This window comes from Chitinophaga caseinilytica, from assembly GCF_038396765.1.
In the GTDB taxonomy this organism is placed as follows: Bacteria; Bacteroidota; Bacteroidia; order Chitinophagales; family Chitinophagaceae; genus Chitinophaga; species Chitinophaga caseinilytica.
Genome location: NZ_CP150096.1, coordinates 5,958,874 through 5,985,529, shown reverse-complemented (window position 1 = coordinate 5,985,529; position 26,656 = coordinate 5,958,874). Strand labels below are relative to the sequence as shown.

Annotated in this window: 24 protein-coding genes; 14 read left to right on the top strand and 10 right to left on the bottom strand. The window is 56.1% G+C overall.

From position 1 onward, the window contains the following. The first annotated feature begins 17 nt into the window (after nt 1-17). On the top strand, nt 18-3,263 hold the full coding sequence (locus WJU22_RS24805; protein WP_341840859.1) for a tail fiber domain-containing protein: 3,246 nt from the start codon (nt 18-20) through the stop codon (nt 3,261-3,263). Further along, a complete protein-coding gene (locus tag WJU22_RS24800) occupies nt 3,260-4,462 on the top strand; it encodes a hypothetical protein (RefSeq protein ID WP_341840858.1) in 1,203 nt (400 codons plus the stop codon). Before WJU22_RS24805 ends, WJU22_RS24800 begins: the two co-directional genes overlap by 4 nt. A gap of 158 nt (nt 4,463-4,620) precedes the next feature. Here the strand turns inward: WJU22_RS24800 and WJU22_RS24795 are convergent, their stop codons facing one another. Next, nucleotides 4,621-5,214, bottom strand: a complete 594-nt coding sequence (locus WJU22_RS24795) for a DUF4142 domain-containing protein (RefSeq protein WP_341840857.1) — start codon at nt 5,212-5,214, stop codon at nt 4,621-4,623. Between the two features lie 174 nt (nt 5,215-5,388). Here WJU22_RS24795 and WJU22_RS24790 point away from each other — a divergent pair, with 174 nt between their 5' ends. Then, nucleotides 5,389-6,180 carry a hypothetical protein gene (locus tag WJU22_RS24790; protein ID WP_341840856.1) on the top strand — a complete coding sequence of 264 codons (792 nt, stop codon included), beginning with the start codon at nt 5,389-5,391 and terminating at the stop codon, nt 6,178-6,180. Between the two features lie 70 nt (nt 6,181-6,250). Then, a complete protein-coding gene (locus WJU22_RS24785) occupies nt 6,251-7,024 on the top strand; it encodes a dienelactone hydrolase family protein (protein WP_341840855.1) in 774 nt (257 codons plus the stop codon). Nucleotides 7,025-7,120: 96 nt separating this feature from the next. Here WJU22_RS24785 and hemL read toward each other — a convergent pair whose 3' ends face one another. The 7 genes from hemL to hemA are packed head-to-tail and all read right to left on the bottom strand — an operon-like array spanning nt 7,121 to nt 14,244. Next, a complete protein-coding gene (gene hemL / locus WJU22_RS24780; protein WP_341840854.1) occupies nt 7,121-8,410 on the bottom strand; it encodes a glutamate-1-semialdehyde 2,1-aminomutase in 1,290 nt (429 codons plus the stop codon). 13 nt (nt 8,411-8,423) lie between these two features. Next, the gene (hemB, locus tag WJU22_RS24775) at nt 8,424-9,395 is read right to left on the bottom strand and encodes a porphobilinogen synthase (RefSeq protein ID WP_341840853.1); all 972 of its coding nucleotides are present in this window, start codon (nt 9,393-9,395) and stop codon (nt 8,424-8,426) included. Nucleotides 9,396-9,421: 26 nt separating this feature from the next. Beyond that, the gene (hemF, locus tag WJU22_RS24770; protein ID WP_341840852.1) at nt 9,422-10,336 is read right to left on the bottom strand and encodes an oxygen-dependent coproporphyrinogen oxidase; all 915 of its coding nucleotides are present in this window, start codon (nt 10,334-10,336) and stop codon (nt 9,422-9,424) included. Beyond that, the gene (gene hemE, locus WJU22_RS24765; protein WP_341840851.1) at nt 10,329-11,357 is read right to left on the bottom strand and encodes a uroporphyrinogen decarboxylase; all 1,029 of its coding nucleotides are present in this window, start codon (nt 11,355-11,357) and stop codon (nt 10,329-10,331) included. Before hemE ends, hemF begins: the two co-directional genes overlap by 8 nt. Continuing rightward, a complete protein-coding gene (locus WJU22_RS24760) occupies nt 11,354-12,076 on the bottom strand; it encodes a uroporphyrinogen-III synthase (RefSeq protein ID WP_341840850.1) in 723 nt (240 codons plus the stop codon). The genes hemE and WJU22_RS24760 overlap by 4 nt, the downstream gene beginning before the upstream one ends. Beyond that, nucleotides 12,060-12,977 carry a hydroxymethylbilane synthase gene (gene hemC, locus WJU22_RS24755; protein WP_341840849.1) on the bottom strand — a complete coding sequence of 306 codons (918 nt, stop codon included), beginning with the start codon at nt 12,975-12,977 and terminating at the stop codon, nt 12,060-12,062. Before hemC ends, WJU22_RS24760 begins: the two co-directional genes overlap by 17 nt. 13 nt (nt 12,978-12,990) lie before the next feature. Beyond that, nucleotides 12,991-14,244: a glutamyl-tRNA reductase gene (gene hemA / locus WJU22_RS24750; protein ID WP_341840848.1), complete on the bottom strand. Its 1,254-nt coding sequence runs from the start codon at nt 14,242-14,244 to the stop codon at nt 12,991-12,993. A gap of 306 nt (nt 14,245-14,550) precedes the next feature. Between hemA and hemH the strand changes: the two genes are divergently transcribed. The 6 genes from hemH (at nt 14,551) to WJU22_RS24720 (ending at nt 21,365) form a co-directional block, all read left to right on the top strand. After that, nucleotides 14,551-15,594: a ferrochelatase gene (gene hemH, locus WJU22_RS24745; RefSeq protein WP_341840847.1), complete on the top strand. Its 1,044-nt coding sequence runs from the start codon at nt 14,551-14,553 to the stop codon at nt 15,592-15,594. Nucleotides 15,595-15,731: 137 nt separating this feature from the next. Next, on the top strand, nt 15,732-16,865 hold the full coding sequence (locus WJU22_RS24740) for a Re/Si-specific NAD(P)(+) transhydrogenase subunit alpha (protein WP_341840846.1): 1,134 nt from the start codon (nt 15,732-15,734) through the stop codon (nt 16,863-16,865). Nucleotides 16,866-16,894: 29 nt separating this feature from the next. After that, a complete protein-coding gene (locus WJU22_RS24735) occupies nt 16,895-17,203 on the top strand; it encodes an NAD(P) transhydrogenase subunit alpha (protein ID WP_341840845.1) in 309 nt (102 codons plus the stop codon). A 7-nt stretch (nt 17,204-17,210) separates the two neighbouring features. Then, nucleotides 17,211-18,782: an NAD(P)(+) transhydrogenase (Re/Si-specific) subunit beta gene (locus WJU22_RS24730; protein ID WP_341840844.1), complete on the top strand. Its 1,572-nt coding sequence runs from the start codon at nt 17,211-17,213 to the stop codon at nt 18,780-18,782. A gap of 27 nt (nt 18,783-18,809) precedes the next feature. Beyond that, nucleotides 18,810-20,192 (top strand): methyltransferase RsmF C-terminal domain-like protein, encoded by a 1,383-nt coding sequence (locus WJU22_RS24725; RefSeq protein ID WP_341840843.1) that lies wholly within the window; start codon nt 18,810-18,812, stop codon nt 20,190-20,192. Nucleotides 20,193-20,315: 123 nt separating this feature from the next. After that, nucleotides 20,316-21,365, top strand: coding sequence for a LysM peptidoglycan-binding domain-containing protein (locus WJU22_RS24720; RefSeq protein ID WP_341840842.1), 1,050 nt, complete (start codon nt 20,316-20,318; stop codon nt 21,363-21,365). A gap of 92 nt (nt 21,366-21,457) precedes the next feature. Here WJU22_RS24720 and fmt read toward each other — a convergent pair whose 3' ends face one another. After that, entirely contained in the window at nt 21,458-22,375 is a 918-nt protein-coding gene (fmt, locus tag WJU22_RS24715; RefSeq protein ID WP_341840841.1) for a methionyl-tRNA formyltransferase, read from the bottom strand. Nucleotides 22,376-22,394: 19 nt separating this feature from the next. Next, nucleotides 22,395-23,555, bottom strand: coding sequence for a DUF1343 domain-containing protein (locus tag WJU22_RS24710; protein ID WP_341840840.1), 1,161 nt, complete (start codon nt 23,553-23,555; stop codon nt 22,395-22,397). A gap of 100 nt (nt 23,556-23,655) precedes the next feature. On the opposite strand from WJU22_RS24710, the gene WJU22_RS24705 reads away from it, so the two are divergent. The 4 genes from WJU22_RS24705 to WJU22_RS24690 all read left to right on the top strand — a co-directional run bounded on the left by WJU22_RS24705 (nt 23,656) and on the right by WJU22_RS24690 (nt 26,650). After that, the gene (locus tag WJU22_RS24705) at nt 23,656-24,084 is read left to right on the top strand and encodes an FKBP-type peptidyl-prolyl cis-trans isomerase (RefSeq protein WP_423737748.1); all 429 of its coding nucleotides are present in this window, start codon (nt 23,656-23,658) and stop codon (nt 24,082-24,084) included. An 83-nt stretch (nt 24,085-24,167) separates the two neighbouring features. Continuing rightward, nucleotides 24,168-25,418, top strand: a complete 1,251-nt coding sequence (gene pepT, locus WJU22_RS24700; protein ID WP_341840839.1) for a peptidase T — start codon at nt 24,168-24,170, stop codon at nt 25,416-25,418. A 74-nt stretch (nt 25,419-25,492) separates the two neighbouring features. Next, the gene (locus tag WJU22_RS24695) at nt 25,493-26,212 is read left to right on the top strand and encodes a MotA/TolQ/ExbB proton channel family protein (protein ID WP_341840838.1); all 720 of its coding nucleotides are present in this window, start codon (nt 25,493-25,495) and stop codon (nt 26,210-26,212) included. Between the two features lie 24 nt (nt 26,213-26,236). Further along, entirely contained in the window at nt 26,237-26,650 is a 414-nt protein-coding gene (locus WJU22_RS24690) for a biopolymer transporter ExbD (RefSeq protein ID WP_341840837.1), read from the top strand. Nucleotides 26,651-26,656 lie beyond the last annotated feature (6 nt).

The following is a 26,656-nucleotide window of genomic DNA, read 5'->3' as shown; positions in this document are numbered from 1 at the left end:
TAGTTAACAGTCAAGCCATGAGAATTCCGGTCATATTATTCATTGTTTCGTTTTTCGGGCTGCTCACCGGCGCCCGGGCCCAGCACGTATACCAGATCCGGGCAGACAGTGTGAGGATTTACAACGTTTGCGATACCGCGGAGCTGATCATTGAAAACCGTACCCGCGGCGTATCCGGGTTTCTTTACAACAAAAGCAACGGCCGCACGGAGTTCCGGAAGATCGACCTCGTGCAGATCGGCGGCTCCAAACTCGCGATCGCCGGTCAGGATACGATCGACCTGTCGCAGATGAGCGGAGTGGGGGGGATCGATACCTTGTACCGTGTGGGAGACAGCCTCCGGTATGTAAAGCGGGGCGTCGTAAAAGGGATTTATGCACCGGTGAATGACACGATTTCCCTCGCAGGCGTGCTGGCCAATGGCAACAAAGCGGTGAACAACATACAGCTCGGCGATGCGGGTATTACCACTTCGTTGAACTATATGCTTATGCGCAACCTTTCCGGCGTGAATTATACGGGAACCCTGGGGCTCGGCATCGATATGACTTCGCTGACGATGACCGTTGGAAATGGCGTGGATTCGTTGCGGAAGTTGTTTTACATGCCTTTCAACGGAACAGGGCCCATGTATTCCGGCAACAACGGGACTACGAAATTCAAACTCTGGCATAGCGGCAATGATGGCGCAGGATCGGGGCTCGACGCCGATTTGCTCGATGGATTGGCGCCGGATATCAATGCAACCGTCAGCACCATTGCGCAGCGCAACATCACCGGCCAGCTGTTCGCCACTTATTTCAATACCAGCGCACCGACCCAAACGATAACCCCTACGAAAATATTCGGCAGTAACGATAGTTACATCCGGGCGCTCGATGCCGCGTCTGTCAGAGGTTTCCTGGGCATGCCCGCCTCCGGCGACGATCTGCAAAGCGTGACAGACCGGGGGTTCGTGTCTGTCCGCAACGGAGAAAACCTCACTATCAAGAAAGCCGCTGCCACCGCGGGCGATCTTTTTATCCGGTTCCGGAACAGCGATAATTCGGAGAGGGGATATATCGGATATGGTTCTTCCGTCAACAATACTTTCGTCATCAATACCCTCGATAATTCACCAACGAAGATCATTCAACGGCTATTGGTGAACAATCCTTCGGAAGACGACAGCACCAGCGGATTGCAGGTAAGAGGCCAGGCGAGATTTGGCGGAGCGTTGCTGCAGAACGGATTTTCCCCCAACCCCGAAAACAATACCATCAACCAGTTCTGGAACGGTATGGGCGGAGCGTCGGTAACGATCGACCCCGAGTTCAGAAGAGGCTGGAACGGGCTCAATATTTACAATAATGTGGGTGGAAGCAACGCCATTACGATCGAAAGAAGCAACGCCGTGCTGAACGCGGCGGTGCCTAATACGTCTGGCTATTACCTGAAGGTGACTTCCACGCCTGGGGCTTCGCCCAACAACATTCTGCCAGGGCTGGGCGGGATCAGGCTGAACTACAGCTCTTCGGAAAACAAGGTGTACGTGACGCGCATCAGGGCCCTGATCCCCGTCGGATACACGCTGATGCCCGCGGCGAACGCATTCGGAACGAATTCCTATAATTACTGGTTAACGAGCAATAAGGGCACAGGCAAATGGGAAGATTACATCCACGTGTATGCCGCAGGAAACGCAGGCGAATTCAATACCCTTTGTTATTTTTATATCGACGGGCCTTTGCAGGTCACTACATGGTACCTGGGTTATTTTGATTTTAAGATCGCCAGTGCTTCTACCTGGATGGATAATGTACCGCAAAATATCGCCACCGGCCGGCCCACTGAGCTGTACCTGGACGATGACAATACGCAGCTTTCCAAGGGCGTCAACAATTCACTGAAAGTGACCACTCCTTCCGGTTACCTGGAATTGGGGGCCCGGAACGCAACTTTTGCGCATTTCTGGACCGACCGGGAATCCTACTATTTCAACAAACCGGTTCAGGCGGAAACAAAACTGGCAATTTATAATAATGGAGGCCATGCAACCGCAACAACTTATCTTACCCAAACCGAAGGCCGCATCAATAACAGTCCAATTTTGACGGAAGCCTCCGCCAGCGGGAATTATATAATGAAACAGGTGGATTCGTCCCAAACCGGCAATTTATGGTTGAAAGGAACGCTGAAAACCGATGCATCCCTGATCACTAAGCTGGCTAATGGCAACGCCAGCATCCGGATTCATAACTCGGCAGACGTTTTACGGTTCGGTATCGGCCTCAATAACAACGAAACCGGTGCAAATGCGGGCGGCGACCTGCATATCTGGAGGTACAGCGATGCTGGAAACAATCCCCAATATGCGATGACGATGAACCGTGCTACCGGTCATATCTGGATGCCCGGGAGGGTTTCGGTAGGGAATAGCAGCCGCGTTATGGGAGATCGAGGCGGGAACGATTTTTTATCCTGGTTCGGGTTTTATGATAGTACGAATACCAGACGGTACGGATATGTTGGGAAGGGAACGTTGAACGCGGTCGATATGCAAGTTTCAAGCGATAGCGGTAACGTGCACATCCTTCCGAAAGGCGGCAATTTCCTGAACGTCGGGAATGTGGAACTGAGCTACAACGGCGGCACCTTCGCCATGAAGCACGGTAGCGCCAACAACATCCTTTTCCCTGCACAAGGCGTCGGCGCTCCCGTTGTGAACACCCGGAGCATCGGCACCAGGATCATCCTTTCCCCGTCGTTTGGCCCTACTACGGTAGATTATGCCATCGGCATGGAATCGAACAACATATGGTTTTCCACCTCCACGGCCGGTACCGGCTTCAAGTGGTACGCGGGTTCCACCAACGTCGCTTCGCTTGCAGGTACAGGTAACCTGACATTGTCCGGTTCGGCCACCGCCACCGCATTCTACCAGTCTTCCCTCCGCAGCCTCAAAAAAGATATCCAGCCTTTCTCCGCTTCCGCGCTGGATGTGCTCGGCAAAGCGCAGGTGCGCACTTTCCGCTTTAAGGCAGACAGCACCGGCCACCGCAATATCGGTTTCATCGCAGACGAAGTGCCCGATGAAATGGCCACGCCCGGCCGCAATGGCGTAGATCAGGCCAGCACCGTAGGCCTCCTGGTGAAAGCGGTACAGGAACTGAAAGCAGAAAAAGAACAACTTTCCGCAGAAAATAAAGCGCTGGCAGAACGGCTCATAAAGCTGGAAGCCGCGATGGACAATATTTTGAAACAGCAAAAAGCAGGAAAATGAAGAAAGTGCTCGTTTTAATGATCGCATTACTGATGACCGGCGCGCTCCATGCGCAGAACCGCCTCGTCACCAACCAGTACATCCGCACGAAAGTGACGGATAAAACGTACACGCAGAAAACCGGGACCACCATCCCCAACGACAATCTTTCCATCAACACCGCCAACTCGAAAACCTGGTTGGTATTGGAAGAACGCTTTTTACCGGCACAAGCGGGGCGCATGCCCTGGGAATCGGAGATCGTACCGATGGAAACGAACATCCCCTGCCACGGGCCGCAATACATGCAGGCGAGCAATGTTCCGTTGAAGGAATACACTTCCTGCAGCGCGTTTTTGTATTCCAGCTTTTCCACCAACCTGCAGGCATTCCAGCGCCGGATGTTCGGGTCAACAAACACGACCTGGCGCGATCAATCTGCCACCTGTACCACGCTTCCGCCCAACCAGCCCCTGGCCGCGAAAGGCGATACTACCGCGGGCATGTCGCTCATGGCAGCCGGCTTCTACGGCCCGCTCAACCGGTCGGGCATCTGGGGAAATAACGTTGCCGGCCTCGGAACGGAATGGGTCTATACCAGAGGCCGTTTCTATGCGCCCGTTGCAGGGAAGTATTACATCGGGGTGGCGGCAGACAACTACTTCCGGCTGCAGATCGATGGAGCGGATTTTGTCCGGAATGATCTGAACCCCTTTACAGAAGAATCTTTCAGGGTATGGCATATTTTCCCCATCACGCTGTCGGCCGGCATCCATGAACTGTACCTCGCCGGTAAAAATACCGGGAACGAAGGGCAGATGGGATGTGAAGTCTACAACAACGACACCACGCAGCTGGAAGCCGCCACAGAAGCACAACTGAACCTCCTGTATACCACCCGGAACATTCAGACCGTGGGGAACATTTGCCGCTACCCGGAGTCGCGGACCATCACCGTGGGTAATTTTACATCGGTAACTGGTACCGTAGCGTACGGCTCAAGTTCAGCCAACCTGAACGCCCCCGTCAACTTAGCGGCAGACGCCAACACGGTGCTGAACTTTAATTTCCAGGGCGCCTCCAACGCCAGGCTCCACATTTTTTCCAATGAAGTGCTGGTCGAAGACCGCCTGCTCACCGCCGCCACCACCACATCCGTCACCATACCGGCCGGCGCCACGCGCACTTTCAGGGTGGAGATCCGTCCGCCGGGACCTTGATACAGTAACTATTCCGCATAAAAAAAGGGGCCGGTCAATATGACCGGTCCCTTATCCAATCTCTCCATTCCCTTCGCCGGCATTACCCGGATCAGGTATTTTTCCTAAAGGTTTGTATCTCAGGCGCTGATGTAGGCCACCCTTGAAGAAGAGATGGATTACTTCAATTTGTCTTTCTCTTTCATCACCATGTCCAGATGCATACGAAGCTCGGGCAAGTGCTTGGTAAAGAATGCCTTGATGTCCGGATCTTCTGCCTTTTCCGACATCTTTTCGAATAAGTCGATCGCGTCTTTATGTGCCGATTCGAGCTTGTCTACATATGCCTTATCGAAATCCTTACCGCTCTTTTCCATGAGGTCGCTGATGTCTTTCGACTGTCCATCGCTGATGGCCGTAGGTGTCACGATGCTTTTTTGAGCGGCAAGTGCCTTCAAATCTTTATTGATCTTCTCGTGCGACTGCTGCATGTGTTTGGCCAGCGTTTTCACGGATGCCGTGCTGGCTTTAGATTGCGCATCGGTCGAGAGTCGTACTTCAAACAGGCCGTCTTCAGCGGCTTTCACGAGGTTCTTGGAGTCGTCGCGTACGGAATCATTGGGGAGTACGTCCCGGTTCACGTCGCGGGCCATGTTGTCGGTGATGCCCGTGTCGGAGGGCAGGGTAGTGTCGCTGTTGTTTTGCGTGCCGGCGTTGTTGCAGGCTGCAAAGCCTAACGCGAATGGGATCACATATACCATCAATCTTTTCATATATGCAGGATTTGGGTTCAGGTAACAAAGTGAAAATTCTGTGCCACCCGTTTTCCTCCTGCTGTTAACCAAAGTTTGCGGAAAAGTGTGGAGTTTGCTTCCCGGAATGTCTGATCTGTTCTATGTATTATAATATTTTATATATTTGAGGGAAGGATTTAAGTACCCTGTCCTATGATACTCTGGAAATACCTGGCTTTTCTGCTGGTGCATTTGCATGTCAACGGGCTGGCGCACAAGCCGGCGTTCCCGGTGGCGGAGTTTTCGGCGCACGTGCGCACGGCCGAATGGCTGATCGAATACGACAGCGCCGCCTGGCGCCTTTCCGATACCGTGACCCACGCGGATATGGACCTGTTGCAGCGCACGGGGAAGGAGTGGTTCGTGTACAAGGGGCGCGACAGCCTCTGGTACGGGGCCTACGGCAAGTTCCAGGATACGGCGTACGACCTGGCGCTGCATTTCCGCATCAATCATTCAGATTCCATCGAGGCCGTTAACGAGCCCAGGCCGGATACGGCCATGCTGCATGCAGTGTCCCGCTGCATACGGTCGTCTTACAAGTATGCGGGCCTCATGCTGGGGCGTTCGTACGTACGGATGAACAAATTCATCCGCCTCAACGGCGACCGCAGCATTTCCATTTACCTGTTGCCTGCCCTGCAGCCGGCCGATGTGGCCATGTACGGCGGAGAGTTTATGTACCGGTTCGATGAATCCGGCAGGCAGCTGCTGGAAAGATATGAGTACAATCGCGGGGGCTTTAAAGGTTTCCGGCTCAATGCGGGGCGTGAGGTTAAACTGGCGTACGAAGACGTCAAATACCCGACGCTCGGCTCCGTTTACTTCGCCCTTCGCTACCGCAACCGTTTCCGCGAGATCAGCATCGAAACGCTGGAAAGTTTCAGCCAGCTCATGTTCAACCAGGTCCGCGGGTTTTACTGGGAGCATCGGGATAAAACTTAACGTTTATCCGCTTGCGTGTCCAAATTGTTAACACCTGCAAAAAGGCCCGGTAATTGCTTATCTTGACGATATGAAACGAATTTTACTATCCTTGTTGATGATCATTCCGTTGTTCGCAGGCGCACAGGGCTATGAGGCCCGCTGGTTCACGCGCGGAACGGAAACCCTGCCGTACCGGTTCCTTCCGCCGGCAGACTACAACGCCGCGAAAGTATATCCGCTCATCATTTTCATGCATGGCATCGGCGAGCGCGGGTCCGATAATGAAAAGCAACTGGTCAACGGCGGCCGGTTCTTCCTCAACGATTCCCTGCGCCAGCAGTTTCCCGCATTTGTCGTATTCCCCCAATGCGCAGACAATGCCATGTGGGCACCGGTAATGACGTCGCAAGACGCCGAAGGCAACCGCGTTTTCAGCGTACCCGCATCCCTTCCGCCCACGGCGCCGTCTCGTTTGCTGTACCAATTGATAGACAGCCTGATCGCATCCGGCAGCGTGGATACTAAACGGGTGTACGTCGGCGGACTGTCGATGGGCGGCATGGGAACTTTCGATATGCTGTCCCGTTTCCCCAGGCGCTTCGCCGCCGCGTTCCCCATTTGCGGCGCGGGCAACGAGAAGCTGGCCAAGCGGTACGCCAAAAACACGGCGGTCTGGATTTTCCATGGGGCCGACGATAAAGTGGTGCCGCCGTTTTCCAGCCGGAAATTCTACGAAATATTAAAGGAAAAAGGTGCCGACGTGAAATACACGGAATACCCCGGCGTGGGCCACAATAGCTGGGACAGTGCCTTTGCCGAGCCTGGATTACTGCCATGGCTGTTCTCGCATCAGCTGAAATAAAAAAAGCTGCCCGAAGGCAGCTCCACTCTCACAATACCGGATTGATCGTTAACGATGTATGAACAGGCCCGGAGCATGGCGCTCCAGGCTGTTTTTTTATGCTTTGATGGCCTGCATCGCCGCTTTGGCGGCATCGATGGTGAAGTCGATATCTTCCTGGCCGAGGGCGTGGCTGATGAACCAGCTCTCGAACGCGGAAGGCGGCAGGTATACGCCTCTTTCCAGCATGGCGTGGAAGAACCGGCGGAACAGTTCGTTATTGGCGCCGGAAGCGGAAGTGAAATCCACGATGGGATATTCCGCGAAATGCACGCTCATCATGGAACCGATGTGGTTAACCTGGTGAACGACGCCGGCCGCGCCCAACGCTTCGCGCAGGCCGCTTACCAGTGCATTGGTTTTTTCTTCCAGCTGGGTATAGATGTTCGGGTGATCGTTGAGCGTTTTCAGGAGCGTGTATCCCGCGATCATGGCGATGGGGTTGCCGCTGAGGGTACCGGCCTGGTACACTTTGCCCGCGGGGGCGATGTGCTCCATGATCTCGCGCCTTCCGGCGAAGGCGCCAACGGGCATGCCGCCGCCGATGATCTTGCCGAAGGTCACGATGTCGGCCTTGATGTTGAACAGCTCCTGCGCGCCGCCCCTGGCGAGGCGGAAGCCGGTCATCACTTCATCCATGATGAAAAGGATGCCGTTCTTATCGCAGATCGCACGCAAACCTTCCAGGAATCCCGGCTGTGGCAGAATGCAGCCCATGTTGCCCGCAACGGGCTCCACGATGATGGCGGCGATCTGGTCGGGATTTTCGGCGACGAGTTGCTCTACCGCCGGGAGGTTGTTGTAAGGAACGCTGAGGGTATCTTCCGCCACAGCCGCCGTAACGCCGGGGACGGACTGAATACCGAGGGTGGCCACGCCGCTGCCTGCGCTCACGAGGAACGAGTCGGCATGCCCATGGTAATTCCCTTCGAACTTGATGACCTTGTTACGGCCGGTGAACCCGCGTGCGAGGCGCAGGGCGCTCATACAGGCTTCCGTGCCGGAGTTCACCATGCGCACCATGTCGATATTGGGCACCATGCTTACGATCAGCTCGGCTACGGTCACTTCCAGCTCGGTGGGCGCGCCGAAAGACGTGCTGAACGTGGCATGTTCCTGTATGGCTTTCACCACGGGCTCATACGCATGGCCGAGGATCATGGGGCCCCAGGAGTTGATGTAATCCACATAGCGGTTGCCGTCTACGTCGTACATATACGCGCCTTTCGCGTGCTGCATGAACACGGGCGTGCCGCCCACGCTGCGGAATGCGCGCACGGGAGAATTCACGCCGCCGGGGATCGATTTGCCGGCCTTTTCGAATAATGCTTGGCTCTTTGTAAACATCTTTGCAGGGTTTTTATTGGTTTAACAGGCGTACCGCATCTTTGGCGAAGTACGTGGCGATGAGGTCGGCCCCGGCCCGCCTGATGCTGGTCAGGCTTTCCAGGATGGCCTTTTCTTCGTTGATCCATCCCATTTTCGCCGCCGCCTTGATCATGGCGTATTCGCCGGATACATGGTAGGCGCTCACGGGAACGGTTACGCTGTCTTTGATCAGGCGGATAATGTCGAGATACGCCATGGCGGGTTTCACCATCACGATATCGGCGCCTTCGTCTACGTCCATCAGCGTTTCGCGGAGGGCTTCGCGGGCGTTGGCATAATCCATCTGGTATGTTTTCTTGTCACCGAAACCAGGCGCGGAATCCAGCGCGTCGCGGAAAGGACCGTAGAAGCAGCTGGCATATTTGGCGCTATAGGCCATGATGCCGGTTTTGGTGAAGTTGTTTTCTTCGAGGATGTCGCGGATGGCGCCAATACGACCGTCCATCATATCGCTGGGCGCCACAAAATCCGCGCCGGCCTGCGCATGGCTGAGGCTCATCTGCGCCAGCACTTCCACCGTAGCGTCGTTCACGATCTCTTCCCCTTCCACGATGCCGTCGTGGCCGTAGATGGAGAAGGGGTCCAGCGCAACGTCGGTCATCACTACCATTCCGGGAACGGCGTCCTTCACGGCTTTGATGGCGCGCTGCATGAGCCCGTCGGGGTTCAGGGCTTCGGTGCCTTTGTTGTCTTTCAGTTCATCCGCACATTTAATGAACAGCAGCACGCTCCGGATGCCCATGGCCCACAATTCCTTCGCTTCCTGCACGGTGCCGTCGAGGGAATGACGGAAGTATCCGGGCATGGACGCGATCTCTTCCTTCACGCCTTTACCTTCCACCACGAAAAGCGGGGCGATGAAGTTGGCCGGGGTCAAAATGGTTTCCGCTACCATCGCACGGATGGCGGGGGAGGTGCGCAAAATTCTGTTTCTTCTGATCATCACTGAAATATTTTAAAGTTCGTCTGTTACGGTTTTACCCATTCACGCGGCTTGAGGTATTCCAGCAGTTCCGCTTCCGGGCTGCCGGGTGCCGGGTGGTAGTCGTATTCCCAGCGCGCGCGGGCGGGGAGGCTCATGAGGATCGATTCGATCCTGCCGTTGGTCTTGAGCCCGAACAGCGTGCCCCGGTCGTGGATCAGGTTGAATTCCACGTACCGGCCGCGCCGGTATTCCTGCCACTCTACCTGCGCTTCGCCGTAGGGAGCGGTTTTCCGCTTTTCTACGATGGGCAGGTAGGAGGATATGAACGCATTGCCGTTGGAAAACTGGAACTGCAGCAGGTCTTCGGCGGTACGCTCCGCCGATGGACGAAGGTAGTCGTAAAACACGCCGCCGATCCCGCGGGCTTCGTTGTTCCGGTGCTTGTTGACGAAGTATTCGTCGCACTGGCGCTTATATTGTTCGTAATATCCGCCGCAGGCCTCCTTGAAGGTACGGTGAAAATGAACGCCGTCACCTTCCAGGATGTAATACGGCGTGAGGTCTGCCCCTCCGCCGAACCACATATCCCGCACCGATCCGTCTTCCCCGTACAGCTCAAAATACCGCCAGTTGGCGTGCACCGTGGGCACGTAAGGGTTTTCGGGATGGATGACGAGCGAAAGGCCCGCCGCCAGGAAGCTGCTGTTGTCCGGCACTTTGAACTGCTGTGCCATAACGGGCGGCAGTTTCCCGCTTACGACCGAGGTATTCACGCCTCCTTTCTGGAAAACGTTGCCGCCGGAGATGACGCGGGTAATGCCCCCGCCGCCTTCCGGCCGCTCCCAGCGGTCTTCACGGAACTTCGCTTTCCCGTCGGCCTGTTCCAGCGCAGCGCAGATCTCGTTCTGCAGCTGGTGGATGAAGGGGACGAATCGGTCTTTTACGGAAATATTATGCATAGTTCTTAACGGCTTCGATGAATGCTTTGGCGTGATCTACCGGGATGTTCGGCAAAATGCCGTGGCCCAGGTTGGCGATGTAGCGCTGCGGCCCGAATGCGTCGATCATGGCTTTCACGGATTTCTGGATTTCCGGGATGGGCTTCATGAGCTGCGCGGGGTCGAAGTTGCCTTGCAAAGTTACGTCGGGGCCGGCAAACTGGCGGGCCAGTCCGGGTTTGATGCACCAGTCGAGGCCGAGGCCCTGCGCGCCGGTGGCGGCCATTTCTTCCAGCGCGAACCAGGCGCCTTTGGCGAACACGATCACGGGGGCAACGCCCTGCAATGCGGCCACGATGCGGCGGATGTACCGGAGCGAGAAGTTCTCGAAATCATCCGGGCTCAGCAGTCCGCCCCAGGAATCGAAGATCTGTACCACGTCTGCACCCGCTTCCACCTGCGCTTTCAGGTAGGCGATGGTGGTTTCGGTGATGCGGTCCAGCAGTTCGTGCGCCACTTCGGGCTGGGTGTAGCAGAAAGCTTTGGCCTCGTCGAAGGTTTTGGACCCCTTGCCCTGAACCATGTAGCAAAGCAGCGTCCAGGGGGCGCCGGCGAAGCCGATGAGGGGCACGCGGCCGGCCAGCGTCTGTTTGGTGAGGCGCAGGGCGTCCATCACGTAATGCAGGCTGTCTTTCACGTCGGGGATGTGAATGCGGTTAAGGTCTGCTGCCGATTTGATAGGCTGGGGGAGGAGGGGGCCCAATTTTTCCACGAGCTGCACTTCCATGCCCATCGCCTGCGGCACCACGAGGATGTCGGAGAAAATGATGGCCGCGTCTACCCCTACCTGGTCTACCGGCATCACGGTGATCTCGGTGGCCAGTTCGGGCGTCTGGCAGCGCTCGAAGAAGGAATATTTATCACGGAGCTTGATATAGTCAGGCAAAAAGCGGCCGGCCTGGCGCATCATCCATACCGGGGGGCGGGGTACCGGGCTGCCCGAAAGGGCCTTCAGCAGCAGGTCGTTCTGTAATCCGTTCATTCGTTGCTATTATTGATGTTGTCAAAATAATCGATGGCTGTCTGCACCAGCGCGGGAACCGAAGCTTCCGCACCGATGACCGGCTGCCGGCCGGTAATTTCCTGCACAGCGGCCCCCGTCGTTTCGCCGATGGCGAAATAAACGGTCTCCCCGTCAGGCGTATTCTGCTGGAAAAAGCTGCGGACGCTGCTGGGACTGAAAAACAGTACCCCGTCGTACCGCTCGCCCAGCAAAGCGGGCGTTTCCACGGTATGGTACACGACCAGTTCCTCCACGCCGATCTGGTGGGCGGAAAGGTGCTCGGGCAGCTCGTTTCGGCGGATGTTCCCGCAAAGGAACACCACTTTTCCGATGGAGGCGTCCGATACGATGAGCTTCGCCAGTTCCAGGGAACTGGCTGCCGTGGCCAGCACTTCCGCACCGGGGATTTCGGCCTGCACTACTTCGAGCGTGGCGCCGCCGAGGCAGTATATCCGCTGTTTCACGCCGTTATGCCAATACCCGGTCACGGATTTTACCGTGTTCGGACTGGTGAAAACGAGTACCTGTCCACCGAGGGCGATTTCCTTCAGCCGCGCGTCCAGTTGGGGCGTGCGTACCGGCAGGATGTCGATGAAAGGCTGGTCTACCAGGGCGATGCCGCGTGTTGCGGCGGCCTGGCGCAGCGATTCCTGGAGGGATTTGGTGCTTAATATGCGGTATTTATCGCTGTTGGGCATGTTTGATTTCCTGGATGATGGCGTCTCCGCCCTGGGAAATGATGTCGAGCGCGGCGTCGTGCCCCGTGCCGGCGGCGGCCGAAACGGCGACGCGGCGGGTGGCGAGGAGCGACCGGCTGCCGTCGAGGCTGCAGAGGCTGCCTTCGAAAAACAGTTCGCCGTCGCTGATGTAGGCGTAGGCGCTGATAGGCGTGGTGCAGCCGCCGAGGAGGGTGCGCAGGAAAGCGCGCTCTTCGCCGGTGCAAATGGCGGTATCTATATGGTGCAGCGGAGCCAGGGCTTCGCGGACTGCAGTGTTATCTTCCCGGCAGGCGGCCACGATGGCGCCCTGTGCAGGTGCGGGGATCATCCAGTCGAGCTCCAGCGAGTTTTCCGGGCGAACGTTGATCCGCTCCAGCCCTGCGGCGGCGAAAATGGCGGCGTCCCAGTTCTCGGCGGCGAGCTTTTCCAGGCGTTTGATGACGTTGCCGCGGAGGTTGTGGAGCTGGTGATGGGGGTACCGGCGGAGCCATTGCGCCCTGCGGCGGATGCTGCTGGTAGCGATATTGGCAGTGGATGCGGGATCGTCGAGGAATGCGGTGCTGCCTTTATGGACGAGCAAATCCTTCACCGGCCCGCGCTCCAGGATGGCGGCGTTGATCAGCCCCTGGGGCAGCTGTGTGGGCACGTCTTTGAAGGAATGGACGGCGACGTCGATCTTACCGGAAAGCAGCGCGATGTCGAGCGTTTTGGTGAAAATGCCCTGAACGCCGATCTCGTAAAGAGGCGTTACCAGGTCGATGTCGCCTTCGCTTTTGATGGGGACCAGTTCTACGGCATGGCCGTTTTGTGTCAATAAATCTTTCACCAGGTTAGCCTGCCACATGGCGAGTTGGCTATCCCGTGTTCCTATTCGGATCATTTTGTCCATTGTTTTATTCCTGGTTTGCGCCGGTCTCGAATATTTCACTGATCATGGCGATGTACATATCGCCCTTTTCAGTTTCCTTGCGCACTTTTCCGGCCATGAGATTGATCATTTTCTGGATGATGCGGGAAGAAACTTCCTCGATGTCTTCCAGGTTATAATGTGCGCCGTTTTTCTGTTCCTTGATCTCGCGGGCATGGATTTCGGTGAGTTTTTCCTTGACCGCTTTGAGTACCACGGCATGCTTGCGCATTTTGTGCCAGTAGAGGAATTCTTCCATATGCTCCTCGATGATGGAGATGGCTTTGGGAACTTCGTTGAGCCGGCGGGCGAGGGTTTCGTCCTGGATCTTGCCGAGATCGTCTACGTTCACGACTTCGACATGGGCCAGTTCGCGCACGTCAGGGGCAACGTTGAAGGGGATGGAAAGGTCTACTACCAGTTTGGATGCCGTACCTTCCATATGTTTGCGGAGGATCGTGGGCTGGGGGGCGTTGGTGGCCACCAAGATCACGTCTGCCGCGCGGAGCGATTCGTCCATTTGCTCGAAAGGAGCGTACCGTAACCCGTGCTTCCCGGCGAAATCTTCCGCCACGGCCGTAGTCCGGTTAATGAGCGTGATGTTGCGCACGCCCAGGTATTCCATCATGTTCTTGCAGGTGTTGCGGCCGATTTTGCCCACACCGAGCAATACGATGTTCTTATTTTGGATATCGGCCACTTTGGCTTCCAGGAGCCGGACGGCGGCGAATGCCACCGAAACGGTGCCGGAGCTGAGGCCGGTTTCGTTCTTGATGAGCTTGGAAACCTGCAGCACGCTGTTCACCAGTCTTTCCAGGAAAGTGCCCACACATCCGTTCGCTTTCGCAAACTTGGCTGCGCCCTTGATCTGGCCGATGATCTCATAGTCGCCGAGGATCTGGCTGTCCAGCCCCGTGCCCACCTGGTAAAGATGCCTGACGGCGCCTTCCCCCGATTTGACATATGCCATCTGCGCAAATACCTGCGGGTTGCCGTTGGCGGCATCGCAAAGGAGGCGCATGAGCACCGTAGGGTCCGTCGCGAATCCGTAAACTTCCGTGCGGTTGCAAGTGGAGAGCACGAACAGATCGTTCATGCCGGCGGATTGCGCCGCCTGTAAAAGTTGCTGGTATTGGTCCTGGTTTATGGCAAAAAGTCCCCGGATCGCAGCGTCAGTTTTCTTATAGTTGATCCCAACGATATGAAAATTCGATATGTCTTTAGGCTGATTGACCTGCATGATTTTCTTAAAAGCTTCCGGGTGCAAAAATACTGTCATACCCTTCAAAACCACGTCAGGGGCTGTCACCGGTCTGTCATTTCTCCCTATGGTGAATGCCGCTGTGAAAAAATGATTTTGATCAGGTGGCTGAACGCCGTTCTGCTGCCGCATTGTAACAATCGCATGACGTAGAGCCATGATGGATGTCATAGTAAAGTCGGCCTCCGTGGCTGGTTCCATCAAAACGAATCTAACAATTTAATGACAGATCATGCGGAAGTTCCCTGTAAAAGCACTTACTTTTGCAGGAATTTGACAAGTTATATGGTCGCAATATCTGATACCGCAATCGTGCTCATGAACCTCGGATCGCCGGATTCCACCGCCGTTCCGGACGTGAAGAAATACCTCCTCGAATTTTTGATGGACAAACGGGTGATCGATTACCCCTGGCTGATGCGCAAGATCCTCGTGGGCGGCGTCATCGTTCCGAAACGCGCGGAAAAGAGTGCCGAAGCTTATAAGAGTATCTGGTGGAAAGAGGGCTCCCCGCTCATCGTGCTCACCCAGCAACTCCAGAAAGCGCTCCAGCACGATCTCGAAATGCCGGTGGAAATCACCATGCGATATGGCAACCCTTCCCCCGAATTCACGTTCAACAAGATCGTGAAAGAACATCCCGGCGTGAAGAACGTCATCCTCGTGCCGCTGTACCCGCACTACGCGATGAGCAGCTTCGAGACCGCCGCGGAATACGCGAAGGAAATCTACCGCAGGAAAAAGTATCCCTTCGAAATGAAGATCGTGGAGCCGTTTTACCGCCATCCCGACTACATCCACGCCGTTGCGGAAAGCATGCGGCCGTATGTGGAACAGGATTTCGACCATCTTCTCTTCAGCTATCACGGTGTACCGGTAAGGCATATACGTAAAGGCGACGTAACGGGCGGGCATTGCCTGAAGGTGAACGACTGCTGCCACGTGGATTCCCGCGCGCACAAGCAGTGTTACCGCCACCAGGTGACCGTTACGGCGGAGCTGGTTGCGAAGGAACTGGGCATCCCGAGGGAAAAATGGAGCGTTTCGTTCCAGAGCCGCCTCGGGAGGGAAGAATGGATCCGGCCGTATACCGACGAGCGCCTGCGCTCGCTGCCGAAAGAAGGCGTGAAAAAGCTGCTGGTGGCTTGCCCGGCGTTCGTGTCCGACTGCCTGGAAACGCTGGAAGAGATCGCGGTGGAAGGGAAACACACCTTCATCGAATCGGGCGGCGATTCTTTCACGATGATTCCCTGTGTGAACACACATCCCGAATGGGTGAAAGCCCTCGGCATCCTGTGCCGCGAAAAAATGGAAACTGTTATGGTTTAAAAACCTTGAAAAAGATAGAAACGGAAGCCGGCGTGTATGCGCCGGCTTTTTTTGTGCGGGTACGGTGGTGCGCGGTGAGATTTATTTCGGCCAGACCGGATTTTTTCACTAAATTCCATCAGCTAAATTCCAACCCGATGATCTTGGCCGTTCTCAAAGAAAAATCAGGTGAAAACAGGGTATCGCTCGTTCCGGAAGTCGTGAAGCAACTTGTTCAGCAACAGGTGGAAGTTTGGGTGGAGGAAGGCGCAGGGGCCGGGGCGTTTTATCCGGACAGCGGTTACCGCGAAGCCGGGGCAGCCCTCAAATCCCGTGAAGATATCCTGAAGGGCGCAGACGTGCTGCTGACGATCCGTCCGCCGGAAGCGGCGGATGTCGAAAAAGTACCGCCCGGAAAAACCTGGGCCGGCGTGTTCCAGCCCCTGTTCAACCCCACACTGATGCAACAACTGGCCGGCAGGCAGTTCACCATTTTCAGTCTCGATTCCATCCCCCGCACTACCCGCGCCCAAAGTATGGACGTACTCAGTTCCCAGGCGAACATTGCAGGGTACAAAGCCGTGCTGCTGGCCGCTTTCACGTATAGCCGCTATTTCCCCATGTTCATGACCGCCGCGGGCAGCATTCCGCCGGCCAAAGTGCTCATCCTCGGCGCCGGCGTGGCCGGCCTCCAGGCGATCGCTACGGCGCGCAGGCTGGGTGCCGTGGTGGAAGTGTTCGATACGCGGCCGGCCGTGAAGGAGGAAGTGATGAGCCTCGGCGCGAAGTTCGTGGAAGTGGAAGGCGCGGCAGACGCGTCGAAAGCGGGCGGTTACGCCGTGGAGCAATCCGAAGATTTCAAAAAACGGCAGGCGGCCCGCATCGCGGAAAGCGCCGCCAAAGCGGATATCGTGATCACCACCGCCCAGATTCCCGGCAAGCCCGCGCCCATTCTGTTGCCCACGGCAGCGGTGGAAGCCATGCGGCCGGGGAGCGTCGTTATCGACCTGGCAGCGGCAACGGGCGGGAACACGGGGCTGACGAAAAACGGCGAAACCATCGTCCACAACGGTATCACCATCATCGGCAATTCCGACCTGGCCGGCACGGCACCTGCGGATGCGAGCAAGCTCTACGCGAAAAACATGCATAATTTCCTGAAACTGCTCATCGGAAAAGAAGGGCAGTGCCAGCCGGATTTTGCGGACGACATCGTGCAGGGCGCCTGCATCGCCAGGGAAGGGCAAGTGGTGAACGAACGCGTGAAACAGCTGCAACCCGCGGCCGTCTGATATTTCATTCCATTCCAACAGACCGAATTATGACCGCAATCCTGGATTTTCTGCAACTCCACATCGAGATGGTATACATCGTGATACTGTCCATTTTCCTGGGGATCGAAGTGATCTCGCGGGTACCGTCCGTTCTGCACACACCGCTCATGAGCGGCGCCAACGCCATTCACGGCGTGGTGATCATCGGCGCCATCATCGTGATGGGAAAGGCCGAGGCGGACAACTGGCTGGCCCTGGTGCTGGGGTTCCTCGCCGTGATACTCGGCACGCTCAACGTGGTAGGTGGTTTCGTGGTGACCGATCGCATGCTGGAAATGTTTAAAAAGAAGAAATAAGCTCCTTATGTCCGGATTATTGACGCTCGCTTACCTCATCGGCTCCATCACGTTCATCGTGGGCCTCAAGATGCTCAGCAACCCCGCCTCCGCCCGCAAAGGCAATCTCATAGCGGCGGCCGGCATGTTCATCGCCATCATCGGCACCATTTTCCTGTACGAGGAAAACGGGGAACGGCTGCATAATTTTGGCTGGTTATTCGGCGGGCTCTTCATCGGTACCGTTGTCGGCGTACTGGCCGCAAAAAAAGTGAAAATGACCGCCATGCCCGAAATGGTGAGCCTTTTCAACGGTATGGGCGGCGCCTGCGCGATGCTCATTTCCATCGTGGAGTTCGATCATCTCGCCAACGGACATATCACCGTCAACATCGGTAAGTTCATACAAGACGCGATCGGCCAGGCCGCACAGCATGGCGATATCAACATTGGGGCAGGCTTCGGCAATCCCGTCGGCAAGTACCTTATTATCCTGCTGGGCCTCATTATCGGTTCCGTTTCTTTTGCCGGCAGTATGGTGGCCTGGGGGAAACTGAATGGAAAAGTGAAGGATTTTTCGTTCAACGGCCAGCATATCGTGAACCTCATCGTGCTGGCGGCGATCGTTATCGCCGGGGCATGGTTGCTGATAGACGTGCACCAGCAGTTCAGCGGCGGCAACGGGAGCTGGACGTCCAATCCGCCTGCGGCGCCATTCCCCAACATCGAGCTGCAAAGCATGGCAGACACGACGTTGATCAATACACTATTTTACGTTACCCTCGCATTGTCTATCGTATACGGCGTCATGTTCGTAATGCCCATCGGCGGGGCGGATATGCCTGTCGTGATTTCGCTGCTCAACTCCTTTACCGGCGTGGCCGCGGCCTGCGGCGGGTTCCTGTACAACAACCCCGTGATGCTCACCGGCGGTATTCTCGTAGGTTCTGCGGGCACCATCCTCACCATTCTCATGTGCAAGGCCATGAACCGGTCGCTGAAAAACGTGCTGATCGGGTCTTTCGGCGCAAAAGCAACTTCCGCCGGCGGCGGTCCGAAAGATCAGGGCAATTACAAAGAAGTGACGATTGCCGATGCAGCCGTTATGATGCGGTATGCCAGTAAAGTGATGATCGTACCGGGATACGGCCTCGCCGTGGCGCAGGCGCAACACGTTTGCCATGAGCTGGAAAAACTGCTGGAGGAAAAAGGGGTGGAAGTGAATTATGCCATCCACCCCGTGGCGGGCCGCATGCCCGGGCATATGAACGTTTTGCTCGCGGAAGCGGATGTGCCGTACGAGAAACTCGAGGAAATGGAGACCGCCAACGCCGCCATGCCGAATACGGACGTGGTGCTGGTTTTGGGCGCCAACGACGTGGTAAATCCCGCTGCCAAAAACGATCCTTCCAGCCCGATTTACGGCATGCCCATCCTGGAGGTGGAACTGGCCAAAATGGTGATCGTGAACAAGCGCAGTATGAAGCCCGGATACGCCGGCATCGAAAACGAACTGTTCTTCCAGCCCAAAACCTCCATGCTCTTCGGCGACGCCAAGTCGGTGCTGCAACAGCTGGTGGCGGAAGTGAAGACGTTATAAATCTTTACATTTGCGGAAAATATTTCCGTGCCAGCATTACCACAGGCATTTATCGATACACTGACAGGCCTTCCGGGATACGATGCCGCCGCTTTCCTGGCGGTGCACCAATCTCCGGAAAGGATCACCAGCGTGCGTTTGCAGCCGCAGAAGGTGCAGGATGTTGCGTCCGTATTCCCCCAGCTGGAAACTACGCGCGTGCCCTGGGCCAGCGGTGGCTACTATCTTTCCACCCGCCCGTCCTTTACGTTCGATCCGCAATTCCATGCCGGCGCGTATTACGTGCAGGAAGCTTCGTCGATGTTCCTCGAAGAAGCCCTGCGGCAAACGATTTCCGCGGCAGCGCCGTTAAAAGCGCTCGATCTTTGCGCGGCGCCGGGCGGTAAAAGCACGCTGATACAAGCGGCGCTCCCGGCCGGGAGCTTCCTCGTTTCCAATGAGGTCATCCGGCCGAGGGCCGCGCTGCTGGCGGATAATTTATCGAGATGGGGCACTACCGACGTAGTGGTCACCAACAACGACCCGCGGGATTTTTCGCGGCTGGAGGGATTTTTCGACCTGATGGTCGTGGATGCGCCTTGCTCCGGCTCCGGCCTCTTCCGCCGCGATCCGGAGGCCGTCAACGAATGGTCGTACGACAATGTGATGCTCTGCAGCCAGCGCCAGCAAAGGATTCTGGCCGATGCGCTCCCTTCCCTCAAACCCGGCGGCGTGCTCATTTACTCCACCTGCTCCTACGCGCGCGAAGAAGATGAACAGCTGCTCGATTGGCTTATGGACCACGAACAACTCGTTTCGTTGCCGTTGCAATTGCAGCCGGAATGGAACATCGTAGCCACGGAATCGCCGGTGCATCGGGCGTTTGGGTACCGGTTTTATCCCGATAAAGTGAAGGGCGAAGGGTTTTTCATCGCCTGTTTCCGGAAAGCAGGCGAAGCCGTTCCACCGAAAAAAGGAAAACAGAAATTCACGGAACTGCCGAAGAAAGATGCGGAGCGCGTATTGCCCTGGCTCAAGCCTGGCGCGGATGTGCGCATGATGCTGCACGAAGGCGAAGTGCTGTTGCTGTCGCCCGCCGTAGCAGAAGACATGCCGCTGCTGCAACAGTTGTACATCCGGAAAGCGGGCGTGAAAGCGGGCCAGCTTACGGGGAAAGAACTGATCCCCGACCACCAGCTGGCGCTCAGCACGGTTATTTCGCAGGATTTGCCCGGTGTGGAACTAACTTTGGAAGATGCATTGCATTATCTTCGCAGGGAAGACCTCCGGCTCGGCGAGCCCCTCAAAGGCTGGGCGCTCATGCGTTTTCGCGGGATGAATCTGGGATGGGCGAAAATCCTTCCCAACCGTGTCAATAACTACTATCCCAAAGAAATGCGCATTTTGAAATCCGGTATGCCGGAAACATAATATGGACGGGCTTCGCAACGTTCTTACAGATGTGCATAATTCGCGTGGATATTTACTTTGCGCGCCAGGAGCCGTAAATTGGATGGAAACTTTTATATTCGTTCCCTTAAAGTATTAGTAAATATGTTAAAGTCAGTAATGTTGGGTGTTTTGATGGCCGGTACGATAAGGGTAGCCGCACAGGATACGCTGTTGGTACAGGGCGCATCGCCCGATCTCTATTTGACGCATTCCGTGAAGAAAGGAGAGACCTGGTACAGCCTTGGCAGGGCTTATGGCCTGAGCCCCAAAGAGATTGCGGCAAGGAACAAGATGGATATGGCGGCCGGACTGAGCCTCGGCAAATCGGTCCTCATCCCCCTCAATAAGAATAATTTCGTGCAAACGAAATCCGCCGGCGCCGGCGTGCGCCCGGTATATCACCGTGTCACCGAAAAAGAAACACTATACCGCATTCATGTTAATTACGGTAAAGTGCCGCTGGAAAATGTGCGGGAATGGAACCGCCTTTCGGGCGACGGTGTGCAGAAAGATGCGTTCCTCATCGTAGGGTACGTGAAAGGCAGCGGCCAGTCGGTCGTATTGCCCACGGCGTCTGCATCTACGCCGCCTCCCGCCGCAGAAACCCCGGTAGCCGCCGTGCCCAAGCCGGTGGAAAAGCCGCAAATCGTGGAAAGCAAGCCTGTAGCGGCTGCGAGCCAGTCTGCCGCGCCGGAGAACAAGCCAGTGGCCAAACCGCCCGTTGAAAACAAGCCCGTTTCTTCCAACAGCCAAACCGCTGCTCCGGAATCCAAACCCGTAGAAAAAGCGCCGACCAGCCTGGGCCGTACGCCCGAAGTGCCCGAAGGTGGCTTCGAGGGGATGTTCAACCAGCAAACCGGCAATGGCCGCGACGTGACGAAGGAAAAAGGCCCTGGATCCTGGTTCAAAAGCAATGCAGTGGTAGGTTCCGGCAAGTATTACGCCTTGCATAATTCCGTGCCGCGCGGCACCATCGTGAAGGTAACCAACCCGCTCACCGGCCGCTCCGTGTACGCCAAAGTGCTCGACGCCATCCCGCAGCTGAAAGCCAATGCGAACCTCATCATCAAACTGAGCGACGCCGCGCAGGATGCCCTCGGTATCAGCGAAGGCCGCTTCTACTGCGAGCTGAGCTACGAAGACCTGAAATAGCACATCAATACTGCATAATAAAAACGGGGCCCCTGTCACCAGGCGCCCCGTTTTTATTTCAGGGATCTCCGATATATGAAAAGAGAAATTCGCTATTCAAACCGGAATCCCCGCAGAAATTCTTCCACGCCCATCTTCTTTTTCCCTTCCAGCTGGAGCTCCAGCACATTCAGGAAACCACCGTGCGCGGCGAATTTGAGATATGTTTTTTTATCGCTGACCACGCTGCCGGGCTTATGAACGTGCGCAACGGCATCCGTGGTGGCTTTGTAGATTTTCAGGGTTTTGTCTTGCAGCGTCGTGAATGCGGTAGGGTAGGGGCTGAGGCCGCGAACGAGATTGTAGACCTGCTCCAGCGGCTGTTCCCAGTCGATCTTGCAATCTTCTTTGAAGATCTTCGGCGCATGTTTCAGCTCGCCGGCGTCGATATCGTCTTGCGGCTGGCCCTGGAGATTGCCTTCTTTCAGCGCGGCCACGGTGCGGAGGAGCGTTTCGGCGCCCGCCTGCATGAGCGCATCGTGCAGTTCGCCGGCGGTTTCGTCGGGGCGGATGGGCACTTCCGATTTGAAAAGGATATTACCCGTATCGATTTCATGCTGGAGCTTGAAGGTGGTGACGCCGCTCTTGCTTTCGCCGTTGATGATGGCCCAGTTGATGGGCGCTGCGCCGCGGTATTGCGGCAGCAGCGAGGCATGCACGTTGATGGTGCCCAGCGGCGGCATGTCCCACACCAGTTCCGGCAGCATGCGGAAAGCGACCACCACCTGGAGGTCGGCCCGGTATCCGCGCAGTTCTTCGAGGAACGCGGGGTTTTTCAGTTTTTCGGGTTGCAGCACGGGGATGTTGTGCGCCACGGCATATTGCTTCACGGCGCTTTGCTGGAGCTGGAGCCCGCGGCCGGCCGGTTTGTCGGGCGCGGTGATCGCCGCCACTACGTTGTACCCGGCTTTCACCAGCGCATCGAGCGAGGCAACGGCGAAGTCGGGCGTTCCCATAAAAATGATTCTCATGGGTGCAAATGTATTCAATTTAGAAATCGGTATACAACAGGTATTTCTTCCGGATGGATGCGAAACGTTGTAAACCGGGTTCCCAGCTTTTGCGGATCGCCTCGGCGGAAAGGCCCTGCTGTATTTGTTTCCGGAGGATGTCGCTGCCCGCCAGTTTATCGAAAAAGTTATTGAAGAAACGTGCTTTTTCGGGGAAAAGGCGATAGGCGTTGAGGAGGAAGCTCAGATCGATCTCGTCTGCCTTCGGGTCGATGGTGGTAAGGTCGTAGCCGTAGCAGGTGGAGTACATCAATACGGGGGATTTCGCGCCGGGTACGCTTTTCGGTGTGAAGGAGAAGAGATTTTTGGGCAGCAGCGGATGGCCGTACACCTGGAAAGGCTTGTCCGTTCCGCGGCCGAGGCTGAAAACCGTTCCCTCGAAAAGGCAGGTAGACGCGTACAGGTAGATGCTCCGCATATTGGGCAGGTTCGGCGAAGGTTTCACCGGCAGCTGGTACATGGTTGTATGGTCGTAGTTTTCGCAGGGAACTACCGTGAGCCGGCAGCGCACTTTCCCCGCCAGCCAGCCTTCGCCGTTAAGCATTTGCGCATATTCCGCCACGGTCATGCCATGTACGGTGGGGATGGGTTGCATGCCCACGAAGGAGCGGAAGGCGGTATCGAGGATGGGCCCGTCGATATAATGGCCGTTGGGATTGGGCCGGTCGAGGACGATGAGGGGCTTGCCAAATTTCGCGGCCGATTCCATGAGCTCCTGCAGGGTGGAGATGTAGGTATAGAACCGGGTGCCCACGTCCTGTACGTCAAAAACAAGGACGTCCACATCCGCCAGGTCGGCCGCGTCGGCCTGCCGGTGTTTGCCGTAGAGGGAAACGATCGGCAGGCCCGTGCGCGCGTCGCGGCTGTTGCCGACCTTCTCGCCGGCGTCTGCCATCCCCCGGAAACCATGCTCCGGACTGAAAATCTTGACGATATTGACTTTGAGCGCCAGGAGCGAGTCTACCAGGTGAACGCTCGGGCTGATCATGGCGGTCTGGTTCACGAGCATGCCCACCCGTTTGCCTTTCAGGAGGGGGAGGTAAACGTCGGTCCGCTGTGCGCCGGTGCGCACGTTCGCGTCTTGCGCCCAAACGGCCATGGGAAAGCAACAGAGGATCAGTAGTTTCACGAATCGTGTCATGCGGAAATCGGGTTGAAATCAACAAAATAAGGCGGCATTCCGTAAATAAAAAACAAAAAACGTACCTTCACCTTCTATTATCTTATTTTAAAAAATTTATATGCAACAAGTTAAGACCGGTGATACCGTTCGCGTGCACTACCACGGACGGTTACAAAATGGCCAGACTTTTGACTCCTCCGAAGGCAGAGATCCGCTTGAGTTCAAGGTGGGCTCCGGTATGGTGATCAAGGGTTTTGACAACGGTGTCATCGATATGAAGCCTGGTGATAAAAGAACGCTGAACATCCCGGTTGATGAAGCATACGGCGCAAAAAGCCCCGAGCTGATCATGGAGTTCCCCAAAGCGAACATCCCGGCCGACCTGAATCCCCAGGTAGGTATGGACCTCCAGATGAGCAACCCCCAGGGCCAGGTATTCCCGGTGAAGGTGGTAGCCATCACAGAGGAATTCATCACCCTGGATGCCAACCATCCCCTCGCCGGCGAGCCCCTCGTTTTCGACATCGAACTGGTAGAGATCGTTTAATCAACGATCGTTCCATCATACAATTCCTGAAAGTAAAAAGTGGTCCGCTGCTTTTTACTTTCACTTTTTTAGACCCTTCCCATATGGACAAGAAATATGCATACTCCGTCACCGAACGCTTCCTCCGCTACGTGACGGTAGACACCCAATCCGATCCGCAGAGCGAAACATTCCCATCCACCGAAAAGCAAAAAGACCTGGGCCGCATATTGGTACAGGAATTGCAGCAAATCGGCATCGCAGACGCCGAGCTGGACGAGCATGGGTATGTATATGCCACCATCCCCGCCACTTCCGAAAAGCCGGTGCCCGTTATCTGCCTTTGCGCGCATATGGACACGGCGCCCGATTGCTCCGGGAAAGACGTGAAGCCCATCGTACATAAAAAATACGACGGGCAAGACATCATCCTGCCCGACGATCCCTCGCAGATCATCTCCGTGAAGGAACATCCGTACCTCTCGCAGAAGATCGGCGACGATATCATCACCGCCAGCGGCAAAACCTTGCTGGGGGCGGATAACAAGGCCGGTGTCGCTGAAATCATGGACGCAGCGCAGTACTTCATCCAGCATCCGGAAGTGCCGCATGGCAAAATCCGGATCCTCTTCACGCCCGACGAAGAAGTGGGAAGGGGCGTGCAGCATGTTGATATGCAGAAGCTGGGCGCCGAATTCGGGTATACGCTCGACGGGGGAGAACTGGGCGCGCTGGAAGACGAGACTTTCTCGGCAGACGGTGTCAAGATCACCATCCAGGGTGTGAGCGCGCATCCGGGAGCGGCGAAAGGCAAACTTGTTAGTGCCATCAAGATCGCTGCGGAGATTTTGCATTCGTTGCCGAAAGACATTCTCAGCCCGGAAACCACCGAAGACCGCCAGGGGTTCATTCATCCCGTGCGCATCGAAGGGATCGTGGAAAAGGCGGAGATCGAATTCATCATCCGCGATTTTACGACGGCGGAACTGGAAGGGCACGAGTTTTATCTTCGCAAGATCATGGAGAACGTAGTGTCCAAACACCCCGGTGCCACGGGCACTTTCCAGGTGAAGGAACAATACCGTAACATGAAAGAGGTGCTCGACAAGTTCCCGCAGGTGTCTGCCAACGCTGAAGAAGCGATCCGCCGGGCCGGTGTGGAGCCTTTGAAAATGAGCATCCGCGGCGGGACAGACGGTTCGCGGCTCTCGTTCATGGGCCTTCCCTGCCCGAACATCTTTACCGGTGAAATGGCGCTGCATTCCAAACACGAATTCGTGAGCGTGCAGGATATGGAGAAAGCCGTTGATGTGATCATCCAGCTCGCTCGTGTATGGGAGGAGCGCGCCGTATAATTTATTGCCGGGGAATGCGTTTTTATTATTACTTTGATCCCTTGTTAATACAAAAAAGAACGAAAATTTAATACATGTTGCTAGGACTCGTAACGCTTATGCAGGACTCGCTGCTGTTGCCGAAGGCCGACACCGTGGCCACGGCCGCACAAGGGGCCGCCACCGCCGCGCAGGAAATGAAGCTGTGGGATATGATCGTGAAAGGCGGACCGCTGATGATCCCGCTCGGGGTGCTTTCCGTGATCGCTATTTATGTGTTCGTGGAAAGATATCTCACCATCGCCCGCGCCGGCAAGCTCGAAAGCAATTTCATGCCGATGATCCGCGATCACATCACTTCCGACAACATTTCCGCCGCCCGTTCGCTTTCCAAGAACACACAGGGCCCCATCGCGCGGATGATCGATAAAGGCATCCAGCGGATCGGCAAACCGGTAGACAGCATCGAGAAATCGATGGAGAACGTCGGCAAGCTGGAAGTATATAAAATGGAAAAGAACCTCGTGATCCTGTCCATCATCGCCGGCATCGCCCCGATGTTCGGGTTTTTGGGCACCATCGCCGGGATGATCCAGACGTTTTTCAACATCTCCCAGACGTCGGATATTACGCTGAGCACCATCGCCGGCGGTATCTACGTGAAAATGGTGACCTCCGCAGCAGGGCTCATCATCGGCCTCGTGGCGTATGTAGGTTACAGCTACCTGCAGGCGCAGATAGACAAAGTGGTGAACAAGATGGAAGCCGCTTCCTCCGAGTTCATCGACGTGCTGATGGAGCCGGTTAAACGTTAATTTTTCAATTGAAACTGAAGCATCATGAACCTGCGGAGCCGAAATAAAAGACATGCGGAATTGCACAGCGGCGCTTTGAACGATATCCTGTTCATCCTGCTGCTGTTCTTCCTCATCGTCTCCACCCTGGCCAATCCCAACGTCATCAAACTGGCGTTGCCGAAGGCCGCTTCCAACACCAAAGCCAAGCAAACGGTGGTGGTGAGCATAGACGCGGGGCAGAAGTATTTCGTGGGCACCAACCCCGTTAACTTCAGCGAGCTGCAGGCCGCACTCGCTTCTAAAATTCCCGCCGGCGAAGTGGACCCCACCATCGTCATCAACGCGGAAGAATCCGTGCCCATCAGTGCCGTGGTTTCTGTGATGCAGATCGCACGGGAGCTGGGTGCCAAAACGGTACTGGGCACCGCCAAGCCGCAAAACGCGCCAAAGCGGTAAACGAAA